The following is a 9185-nucleotide window of genomic DNA, read 5'->3' on the forward strand; positions in this document are numbered from 1 at the left end:
CGCGCCGGTGATGCTCTCCGCGGCGACCCAGGTGCCGCCCGAGACGACCCAACAGGCCGTCGGCTACCCCTCGTTGTTCCTGCTCGTCTTCTTCGGGGCGCTCGTACCGATCATCCCGACCGGCGCGCTCGTGAGTTCCGCGGCGGTCGTCGCGTTCCACCACAGCTCGCCGCTCTCACTGCTGCTCGTCTTCGCGGTGTCCGCGCTCGCCGCGTTCCTCGGCGACATCGCCCTGTACTGGCTGGGGCGGCGCGGCATGGGCTCCAAGAACGGGTCGAAGTGGCTGGAGGCGATCCGCTCGCGGGCCCCGGAGGAGCGGCTCGCGCAGGCGCAGGGGAAGCTCGACGACCACGGGGTGATGGTGCTCGTGCTGTCCCGTCTGGTGCCCGCCGGGCGGATCCCCGTGATGCTGGCCTGCCTGATGGCGAAGATGCCGCTGCGGCAGTTCGCCCGCGGCAACGCCCCGGCGTGCCTCGCCTGGGCTGCGACGTACCAGGTCATCGGCATCCTCGGCGGCTCCCTCTTCCCGGAGCCGTGGCAGGGCGTCGTCGCGGCGATCGCGCTGACGGTGCTGATCAGCGCGGTGCCGAGTGCTTGGCGCAAGCTGCGGGGGCGGGAGCCGGACGACCAGCAGGCGTAGCGTTGCGCCCGTCCGGCGTTGCGGTCGCGGGGCTCTGCCCCGGACCCCGCGCCTCAATCGCCGGCGGGGCTGGATCATGCCGAACCGGGCTTATGAGGTCAGGACGCGCGAGCCGCCCACCGGAAGGTCCCACAGAGCCGTGCGCGGCAGGCCCGCCTTCTCCCAGGCGGCGCGGAGCCGGTGCAGCGGTTCGAGGACCGGCTCCGCGGAGAGCAGGAACGTCGCCCAGTGCATCGGCGCCATCCGCCGCGCGCCCACGTCCTGCGCCGCCCGCACCGCGTCCTCCGGGTCGCAGTGCACGTCTTTCAGCCACCAGCGCGGCTCGTACGCGCCGATGGGGAGCAGCGCCAGGTCGATGCCCGGGTAGCGGCGGCCGATCTGCGAGAACCAGTGGCCGTAGCCGGTGTCGCCCGCGAAGTAGATCCGCTGCCCGTCGGCGTCGGTGAGGACCCAGCCGCCCCACAGCGTGCGGCAGGTGTCGACGAGGCTGCGCTTGGACCAGTGGTGGGCCGGCACGAAGTCGAAGCGGACCCCCTTCAGCTCCGCCGCCTCCCACCAGTCCAGCTCCGTGACCCGCGTGAAGCCGCGCTGGGTGAACCAGCGGGCGAGTCCCGCCGGCACGAGGACCGGGGTGTCGCGCGGGAGTCTTTTGACGGTCGGCCAGTCCAGGTGGTCGTAGTGGTTGTGGCTGATGACGACGGCGTCGATACGGGGCAGCGCGCTCCAGGCGACGCCCGCGGGGGTGACCCTGGCCGGGGTGCCGAGGATCTTGCGGGACCAGACGGGGTCGGTGAGGACCGTGAGGCCGCCGATGCGGACGACCCAGCTGGCGTGCCCGACCCAGGTGACGGCCACCGTGCGGGCGTCGGCCCGGGGCAGCGGGCCCGGCTCGAAGGGCAGGTCGGGGATGTCGGTCAGGCTCTCGGCGGGCGGCCGCAGCGCGCCCTCGCGGGCGAATCTGGCGAAGGCCCGCAGCCCCGGCAGCGGTGCGGTCAGCCGGTGGGCGAAGGATTTGGGCCAGCGGCGCGGTACGTCCGGTGCTCCGGTGTCTCCCCCGCCGATCGGCCGCGGCTCGACGAGGGGCGGAGGGGAAGCGGTGGCATCGGCTCGCTGTACGGCCGACGGTGCTTCGGACGCCTGCGTCATCGCTCGGTCTCCCATCCTTCGCCTGCCGGTTCCCCGCCGATGGCGCGGAGCGTCGACTCCACCATGGTCAACAGCCGTGCGACATGCGGCAATTCCAAGGGCTCCGGTGAGGTGAGAGACGCCCTGCGTTCCTCGGGGGTTGACCCGAGCAGCGGTCCCGTCGACAGCCGCGCCCGCAGCGCGCCCTGCTCGTCGCCGAAACGGTGGCCGCCCGGGACGGGCATGCCCAGCCGCTCGCCGAGGAGGTCCTCCAGGTCCTGGGAGTCGCTGACGCCGAGCGCGGCGAGCCGGGGCCGCAGCTCCTCCAGGTCCATGTAGAGGTGCCGGCCGACCCGCGGCGGTCTGGCGAGGCCACCGATGCCGAGCACGGCGCGGTGCAGGGATTCGGCCACCCGCGCGTGCAGCGCCGCCCCTGCCGCGCGGCGCTCGGTGATCTCCTCCGGCTCGTTCAGGACGTACGTGGCCGCCGCGGCGACCGGCGCCGCGAGCAGCGCCCCGGTGGCGGTGAGGAAGTCGAGGACGCGGGCGCGCAGCCCGGCGCCGCGCTCGGTGCCGGGGAACCGGGCGCAGGCCGCGGGCAGCGAGGGCGGCAGGAACGCGCCGGTGAGGTCGGTCAGGACGGTGACGTCGCGGGGGTACATCTCGGCGGGGCTGAACAGGACGGGGTCCGCGCCCGGGTGCACGGTGTCCCGCCAGGTCTCGTCGCTGACCACGTGCAGCCCTTCGGCGGCGGCCGCCTCCACGGCCTCGTGCAGCACCTCGGGCGGCGGCACCGTCGCCGTCGGGTCGTCGGCCACCGACAGCACGAGCAGGCGCGGGTCGCCGCCCTCGGCTCTGACCCGGCGGACGGTCTCCAGGAAGGCCGTCGAGTCGGGGACGCCGCCGCATTCGGCGGGCGTCGGCACGTGGTAGACGGCGCGGCCCAGGAGCCGGGCCTGCGGCACCCACCAGGCCGAGCAGGGGCGCGGCACCAGCACGTCGCCGCCGAGCGCGGCGGTGAGGGCGAGCAGCAGCGGGGCCGCGCCGGGCGCCGCGCCGAGCTGCTCGCGTTCGGCGTCGAGGCCGCGGCGCCGCCAGTAGCCGCAGGCGGCCTCAAGGAGCGCGGGCGGCCCGCCGGGCGGCTCCGACGCCGGCCGCCCCGCGGCGCCCGCCGCGACGGCGGCCAGCTCGGGCAGCACCGGCAGGCCGGGCTCGGGCAGCGGCGGCCCGTACCGCACGGGGCCGCGGCCTTCGGGGGCCGGGGCCCGTGCGGCGCCGGGGCCCGGGGTCCTGGCCGTGGGTTCCGATCGCCGCATACTGCCTCCGTGCCGTCCGCTCGCTGTACGGGGCGGCCCGCCGTGGCACGGCGGGCCGCCGGGGCCTGCCCCCAGCGTCACACCTCGGCGGCCTGTCCGCGCGCGGCGCGGTCCGGACGGTCAGTCCGCCAGGGCGGTGAACTCGCGCTCCAGGCCGCGTCCGCGCCGCTCGACGACGGCGGAGGCGACGTCCGTCAGCTTCCGGTTCGTCGTCTGCGAGATTCGGCGCAGCACGGTGAACGCGTCGTCCGGGGCGCACCCCAGCACATGCATGACGATGCCGCAGGCCTGGTCCACGACGGGCCGTGAGCGCAGCGCCGAACCCAGCTGGTCGACCTCGGTGAGCGCCGCCTGGTAGGAGCGGTCGCGCACCAGACAGCTGGCGGCCAGGTCACCGAGGGCGCGGATCGGGCCGTGCGGCGCGGCCTCCAGGGAGCCGGGCCTGAAGCTGTACAGGCTGAGCGTGACCGTGAGGTCTCCGCTGCGGAACGGGATGGTGACGCTGGAGCGCACGCCGGAGTCCAGGGCGAGCGCCCGGTAGTCGGGCCAGCGCCGGTCGTTGAGCAGGTCGCTGGCGTCGACCGGGTCACCGCCCACCTCGGCCGCCGGTATGGGCCCGTCGCCGCAGCGGTCCTGCACGGAGACGAGCGCGGCGAGATCGGGGTGGGTCACCGCGGTCGGCCGCTCGTCGGTGCCGTCGCTCGCGGTGGCCACGGCACCGCAGCACTCCGCGGTGCACCGCAGCGCCCCTTCGGCGAGCTCCGAGAGCCGCCGGGCGGAGAGCCCCGACTCCGGGACCCCCAGAGCGTGTTGACCCAGCGTGACCGAATACCGTCCGACGTGGGCCGCGTCGTCGTTCTGCTCGACCGGCACGTTCTGTCGCATCGGGTTCAAGCCTCCTTGTCGGTTCGCTTCCCGTACCGGGCTCCCGAAAACGCGGGACGGGATACGTTCTCAGCATGGTGCAGGCGGAGGAATTCGATGAAGAGCTGGCGGACTTCGTGCGCCGGGTGGCCGAGTTGAAGGCGGCGCGCTCGGTGTCGACGGCGGAACTGCCCGCCGTCCTCGACGCCGCCCTCTTCGAACTCGACCACGTGGCGCGGAAGTTGTGGCCGCAGCCGCAGCAGGCCGAGCCGCCGGGCCCGAGCCGCAACGCGGCGGCCGACAAGCACGAGCACCAGCTGCTGCGCGCCGTCTTCCAGCGCCTCCCCCTGCCGGTGGCGCTCGTGGACCGCGAGGCGGTGGTGCGCCGCCTCAACTTCGCGGCGACGACCTTCACGGGCGTCCGCGCCGGATACGCGACGGGCCGGCCGATGACCGGGTTCCTGGCGCACGCCGACCGGGCCGCGTTCCGCTCGCAGGTCGCGGCGGTCGCCCGCGGCGAGGGCGACCGCGGTCTGACCGTGCATCTGCAGCAGAATCCGCACGCCCCCGTCCGCACGGTCCTCACGGGCCTGCGTCCGGGCACCGAGCGGCGCACCACGGTCCTCGCCATCCTGCAGCCCGCGGACGACGCCACCGTCAGGCCCGCGTCCGCGCGGCCCGCCCCGCCGGTCCCCGACCTCGCGGAGACGACCCGGCACGCCGCGCTCACCGACCTGCTCGACGCCATGGCCCGGGAACTCCTCGGCGGCCCGGTGGGCGACCCGGCCGAGACCCTGCGGCGCGCCGCCCAGGTCCTGCACGGCCGGTTCGCCGACTGGGTGGTGGCCGACAAGGGGGCGGCGAACCTGGAGCGTACGGCGGTACTCGGCGCGGACGACGAGGCCGTCCGGGACATCGCCGCGCAGAATCCGGCCGACAGTCCGCTCGTCGTCGAGGCGGCCCGCGGCGGCGCCCCCACGCTGCTCGTGCGCCCGGAGGACCTGCGGGCCCTGGGCGACGACGCGTCGGGGGCGCCGGTGCTGGTGCGTGCCGATGTCACCTCGCTGCTGTGCGTCCCGCTGATCCCCGCGCCCGGCGAACCGGTCCAGGGTGTGCTCACCCTGTTCCGGTCCGCGGGCCGCCTCGCCTTCTCGATGGCGGAGGCGAAGACGCTCGACATGATGGCCCGGCACATCGCGTTGGCGATGCGGAAGTAGGGCCTTCCGCCGGTACACGGTGCACGGTCCTACGCGGCGTCCGAGAGGACCTGGTCGCGCAGCCGGTCGCAGCAGCGGCTGATCAGGCGGGACACGTGCATCTGCGAGATGCCGAGCCGCTCGGCGATCCGGCTCTGTGTCATGTCGCCGAAGAACCGCATGTACAGGATCTCCCGCTCGCGTTCCGGCAGGGCCGCTATGCGCGGCTTGACGGCCTCGCGGTCGACGACGACGTCGAGCGCGGGGTCGGCGTCACCGAGCGCGTCGGACAGCGAGTAGCCGTCCTCGCTGCCGGGCAGCTCCGCGTCCAGCGAGAGCGCGGTGAAGCTCTCCAGCGCCTCCAGGCCGGTACGGGCCTCGTCCTCGGTCATGTTGGCGTGCTCGGCGATCTCCGCGAGCGTCGGGGCGCGCCCCGAGATGCTCGTGGACAGTTCGTGCTGTGCGAACCGGACCCTGTTGCGCAGGTCCTGGACGCGGCGCGGCACATGCAGCGTCCACATGTGGTCGCGGAAGTGCCGCTTGATCTCGCCGGTCACGGTGGGCACGGCGTAGCTCTCGAAGGCGTTCCCGCGCTCCGGGTCGTATCGGTCCACGGCCTTGACCAGGCCGAGTGCGGCGACCTGCCGCAGGTCCTCGTAGGACTCACCGCGGTTGCGGAAGCGTCCGGCGAGCCGGTCGGCCATCGGCAGCCAGGCCTCGACGACCTCCTGGCGCAGTTCCTCGCGTTCGGGCCCGTCGGGCAGGTCGGACAGCCGGGCGAAGGCCTCGGCCGTGTCGGGGGCGTCGTCGTGCGGGTGGCGTCCACTGGGCTTCACCGGGTTCTGGGGTGCGCTGGTAAGCGTGCGCATTGGATCGCAACTCCCTGAGGGGTGCCTTGGGTTCGGTGGTCACCGTGGGAGTCGCGCCCGCAAGACGAGTCGGACACACCCGGGGCGATCCTGCGGATCCACTGGATACGACGCGGTCGTATCTCTCCCACGGACGTGCCTCCTGTCCGAAGCACTGTCTTTCGCCTGCCCCTGAGGCATCGCCGCAAACACCGCGACATCTCCAGCGTGCGCTCAGTGGGCCCGGCGCGCATGTTCGCGGGGCTCCGCCTCCTCCGGCCGGGGCAGCAGCCACTCCTCGTACCGTCCGAGGGCGAGCACGAGTCCCAGCATGCCTGCGGGAATGAGGACCGTCAGCAGCTCCATGACCTGTCCTTCCAGCCGGTCGTCCGAGAGGAGACGACCGCACACGGGTCTCCCCGCCCGGCCGGGGCAAACCACCAGGTGTCACCGCGAAGCGGTCGGGTACGCGTCGGACATCGCCGACTCACTGGAGGAACCGATGCAGCGAGGCAGCGACCGGCTCAGCGCCCATCGCGACGACGAGATGAAACACGAACTGGAGGGCCTGCTGAGGTCCGGTCACCCCACGCGGGTCGAGGAGTGGAACGACCCCGAACCCGCCGCCGAGGACGATCCGGAGGTGGCGGGCGGACCCGTGGAACCGGGCCCCGGTCCGGGCCGCACGGACGCCGTCCGGTTCGAACTGGGCCGGCTCCTCGGCCGCACCTCGTTTCCGGCCGCGCCCCCGGCGCTGGCCGACGCGCTGCGCGAGCGGACCGCCCCCGACCGGCTCGTCGAGCTGGTGGCGGAACTGCCCGCGGGGACCGTGTTCCACACGGCCTCGGACCTGGCCAAGGCCCTGACGGACGACGGGGGTTAGCCCCGGACCGGTCGGGTACATGGGCCGGAATCACGGTGCACCCGAAAATGCAGAAAGGCCGGATTGCGATGGCCGATGTGGTGAGGGAAGTCATGACACCCGGCGTGGTCGCGGTACGCCCCGACGCCTCGCTGGTCGAGGCCGCCCAGCTGATGCGGGCGCAGGACATCGGGGATGTACTGGTGGCGGACGACACGCGGGTCGTGGGTGTGCTCACGGACCGTGACATCGCGCTGCGGGCCGTCGCCGACGGGGCCGATCCGCTCACGGTGAGCGCCGAGGCGGTGTGCACTCCGCATCCGGTCTCGGTCGGCCCGGACGACGAGGTGTCCGCCGCGGTGGCGCTGATGCGCGAGCACGCGGTGCGCCGCCTGCCGGTCGTCCAGGACGGACACGCGGTCGGGATGATCAGCCTGGGCGATCTGGCGCTGACCCGGGACCCGGCGTCCGCGCTCACGGACATCAGTGGCGCGGAGCCGGACCGGCCACCCCGAGGACACTGAACAGCACTACGCAGCAAGGGAGTTGACGACAATGCGGATCGCGTTCCTGGTGGCGCCGGAGGGGACCGAACAGGTGGAGCTGACCGATCCCTGGCAGGCGGTGCGGGACGCGGGCGGCGACCCCGTGCTCGTATCGACGAAGCAGGGGGAGATCCAGGCCTTCGACCACCTCGACAAGGCGGACAAGTTCGCCGTCGACCGGACGGTGGCGGATCTCGCCTCGTCGGCGGACGGCTTCGACGCACTGGTACTGCCGGGCGGCGTCGCCAACCCGGACCTGCTGCGCACGGACCCCGACGCGGTCGCCTTCGTGAAGGACTTCTTCACGCGGGGCCTGCCGGTCGCGGCGATCTGCCACGCGCCTTGGACGCTGGTCGAGGCCGACGTGGTGCGCGACCGCACCCTGACCTCGTGGCCGAGCCTCGCCACCGACATCCGCAACGCGGGCGGCACCTGGGTCGACGAGCAGGTGAAGGTCTGCACGGCCGGGCCGAACGTGCTGGTCACCAGCCGCCGCCCCGACGACCTCAAGGCCTTCGACGCCGCGCTGCTCAAGCTGGTCAGCGGCACCTGAAGCGAACCCACGACTTTCGGGAGGCAGACATGGACCTCGCGTTCCTCAATCCTGTATGCACCCGCCCCGGCCCCTGGGCCTCCGTGTACGTCGACACGTCACGGCACAACGAATCCACCGCCGACGAGCGCTCGTTGGAGGCGCTCGGGGTGCAGCGCGCGCTCGCCGCGGCGGGCGCCGACGAGGCGACGTGTCACGCGATGCGGTCTGCGGTCGAGGACCTGCGGCACTCGCGGGAACCCGTCGGCCGGGCCTTCTTCGCCAGTGGCGGCGAGGTCGTCCTCGACCCGCCGCTGAGCACTCCGCCGCAGCGCACGTCCGCGCACTGGGCGGCGCTGCCGCACACCGCGCCGCTGCTCGACCTCGCGGGCGAGGACCCGCTGTGCCTGGTCGCGTACGTCGACCGGACCGGCGCCGACTTCGAACTGCGTTCCGCGCGCGGGGAGTCGGGGGCGGGCAAGGTGACCGGGCAGCAATGGCCGGTGCACCGCACGGCGTCCGGGGACCCGTCGGAGCGGCACTTCCAGCTCCGCGTGGAGAACACCTGGGAGCACAACGCCGGTGAGATCGCCGGGGCGTTGGAGCGCTGCCGGGCCGAGACCCGGGCCGACCTCGTCGTCCTGGTCGGCGACGACCGGGAGTGCGTCGCCGTACGGGACCGGCTCCCCGCCGAGCTGCACGGTTCGGTGGTCCGCGCCCGGCACGGGGCGGAGAGCCGGCTCCTCGACAGCGAGCTGGAACAGGCCAGGGCCGAGCACGTGGCGCGGCGCGCCGCGCACGACCTGGCGCTGTTCGCCGAAGCACGCGGTCAGGGCGAGGCCGCGGCGGAGGGCGTGCCGGCGCTGGTGGGCGCGGCGCGTGAGCACCGGATCGCGGAGCTCCTGATCCGCTCGGACGGCCCCGACGCGCACCGTGAGGTGTGGGTGGGCGACGGGCCCGACCAGCTGGGTGTACGGCGGACGGACGCGGAGGCGCTGGGCGGCGGAGACGTGGTGTCGGCGCGGGCCGACGACGCGCTCATCCGGTGCGCTGCGGCGAGCGGTGCGGATGCGTTGTCGGTATCCGGAGCGGACCCCTCCGCGGGGCCGGCGGGGGGTCTGGGCGCGCTCTTGCGCTGGTCCGAGTAACCTTCCGCCCACCCGTCGTTACGCCCACGGGGCTCCGCCCCGGACCCCGCGCCTCAATCGCCGGCGGGGCTTGAATTGCCATCACCGGCGGGGCTTGATGGATCAAGCC

11 protein-coding genes are annotated in these 9185 nt (G+C 73.9%); 6 read left to right on the forward strand and 5 right to left on the reverse strand.

Annotated elements, in window-relative coordinates:
- The first annotated feature begins 10 nt into the window (after positions 1–10).
- Complete coding sequence (locus ACFV9W_RS12340; protein ID WP_385758706.1) at positions 11–640, forward strand: DedA family protein; 630 nt, start codon at positions 11–13, stop codon at positions 638–640.
- 90 nt (positions 641–730) lie between these two features.
- On the opposite strand, the gene ACFV9W_RS12345 is transcribed toward ACFV9W_RS12340, so the two are convergent.
- The 3 genes from ACFV9W_RS12345 to ACFV9W_RS12355 form a co-directional block, all read right to left on the reverse strand.
- Entirely contained in the window at positions 731–1786 is a 1056-nt protein-coding gene (locus tag ACFV9W_RS12345) for an MBL fold metallo-hydrolase (protein WP_385758649.1), read from the reverse strand.
- Complete coding sequence (locus ACFV9W_RS12350; protein ID WP_385758652.1) at positions 1783–3081, reverse strand: aminotransferase class I/II-fold pyridoxal phosphate-dependent enzyme; 1299 nt, start codon at positions 3079–3081, stop codon at positions 1783–1785. Before ACFV9W_RS12350 ends, ACFV9W_RS12345 begins: the two co-directional genes overlap by 4 nt.
- Before the next feature lie 120 nt (positions 3082–3201).
- Complete coding sequence (locus ACFV9W_RS12355) at positions 3202–3966, reverse strand: ANTAR domain-containing response regulator (protein WP_385758655.1); 765 nt, start codon at positions 3964–3966, stop codon at positions 3202–3204.
- 74 nt (positions 3967–4040) lie between these two features.
- Here ACFV9W_RS12355 and ACFV9W_RS12360 point away from each other — a divergent pair, with 74 nt between their 5' ends.
- Complete coding sequence (locus ACFV9W_RS12360; protein WP_385758658.1) at positions 4041–5162, forward strand: PAS domain-containing protein; 1122 nt, start codon at positions 4041–4043, stop codon at positions 5160–5162.
- 29 nt (positions 5163–5191) lie between these two features.
- On the opposite strand, the gene ACFV9W_RS12365 is transcribed toward ACFV9W_RS12360, so the two are convergent.
- Complete coding sequence (locus ACFV9W_RS12365; RefSeq protein ID WP_385758660.1) at positions 5192–6010, reverse strand: RNA polymerase sigma factor SigF; 819 nt, start codon at positions 6008–6010, stop codon at positions 5192–5194.
- Positions 6011–6223: 213 nt separating this feature from the next.
- Positions 6224–6355 carry a hypothetical protein gene (locus tag ACFV9W_RS12370; RefSeq protein ID WP_385758663.1) on the reverse strand — a complete coding sequence of 44 codons (132 nt, stop codon included), beginning with the start codon at positions 6353–6355 and terminating at the stop codon, positions 6224–6226.
- Between the two features lie 136 nt (positions 6356–6491).
- On the opposite strand from ACFV9W_RS12370, the gene ACFV9W_RS12375 reads away from it, so the two are divergent.
- From ACFV9W_RS12375 to ACFV9W_RS12390, 4 genes are all read left to right on the forward strand, one after another.
- Positions 6492–6872 (forward strand): DUF2795 domain-containing protein, encoded by a 381-nt coding sequence (locus tag ACFV9W_RS12375; protein ID WP_385758666.1) that lies wholly within the window; start codon positions 6492–6494, stop codon positions 6870–6872.
- Positions 6873–6940: 68 nt separating this feature from the next.
- Positions 6941–7375: a CBS domain-containing protein gene (locus tag ACFV9W_RS12380; RefSeq protein WP_385758669.1), complete on the forward strand. Its 435-nt coding sequence runs from the start codon at positions 6941–6943 to the stop codon at positions 7373–7375.
- A gap of 31 nt (positions 7376–7406) precedes the next feature.
- Positions 7407–7949: a type 1 glutamine amidotransferase domain-containing protein gene (locus ACFV9W_RS12385; RefSeq protein ID WP_385758672.1), complete on the forward strand. Its 543-nt coding sequence runs from the start codon at positions 7407–7409 to the stop codon at positions 7947–7949.
- Positions 7950–7978: 29 nt separating this feature from the next.
- Entirely contained in the window at positions 7979–9076 is a 1098-nt protein-coding gene (locus ACFV9W_RS12390) for a Vms1/Ankzf1 family peptidyl-tRNA hydrolase (RefSeq protein ID WP_385758675.1), read from the forward strand.
- Positions 9077–9185: the final 109 nt, after the last annotated feature.

Origin of the sequence: Streptomyces sp. NPDC059897 (assembly GCF_042730865.1) — a bacterium.
In the GTDB taxonomy this organism is placed as follows: domain Bacteria; phylum Actinomycetota; class Actinomycetes; order Streptomycetales; family Streptomycetaceae; genus Streptomyces.

Coding starts and splice junctions, on each gene's coding strand:
- ACFV9W_RS12340 (WP_385758706.1), top strand. CDS start 11: ATGCTCTCCGCGGCGACCCAGGTGCCGCCCGAGACGACCCAACAGGCC.
- ACFV9W_RS12345 (WP_385758649.1), bottom strand. CDS start 1,786: ATGACGCAGGCGTCCGAAGCACCGTCGGCCGTACAGCGAGCCGATGCC.
- ACFV9W_RS12350 (WP_385758652.1), bottom strand. CDS start 3,081: ATGCGGCGATCGGAACCCACGGCCAGGACCCCGGGCCCCGGCGCCGCA.
- ACFV9W_RS12355 (WP_385758655.1), bottom strand. CDS start 3,966: ATGCGACAGAACGTGCCGGTCGAGCAGAACGACGACGCGGCCCACGTC.
- ACFV9W_RS12360 (WP_385758658.1), top strand. CDS start 4,041: ATGGTGCAGGCGGAGGAATTCGATGAAGAGCTGGCGGACTTCGTGCGC.
- ACFV9W_RS12365 (WP_385758660.1), bottom strand. CDS start 6,010: ATGCGCACGCTTACCAGCGCACCCCAGAACCCGGTGAAGCCCAGTGGA.
- ACFV9W_RS12370 (WP_385758663.1), bottom strand. CDS start 6,355: ATGGAGCTGCTGACGGTCCTCATTCCCGCAGGCATGCTGGGACTCGTG.
- ACFV9W_RS12375 (WP_385758666.1), top strand. CDS start 6,492: ATGCAGCGAGGCAGCGACCGGCTCAGCGCCCATCGCGACGACGAGATG.
- ACFV9W_RS12380 (WP_385758669.1), top strand. CDS start 6,941: ATGGCCGATGTGGTGAGGGAAGTCATGACACCCGGCGTGGTCGCGGTA.
- ACFV9W_RS12385 (WP_385758672.1), top strand. CDS start 7,407: ATGCGGATCGCGTTCCTGGTGGCGCCGGAGGGGACCGAACAGGTGGAG.
- ACFV9W_RS12390 (WP_385758675.1), top strand. CDS start 7,979: ATGGACCTCGCGTTCCTCAATCCTGTATGCACCCGCCCCGGCCCCTGG.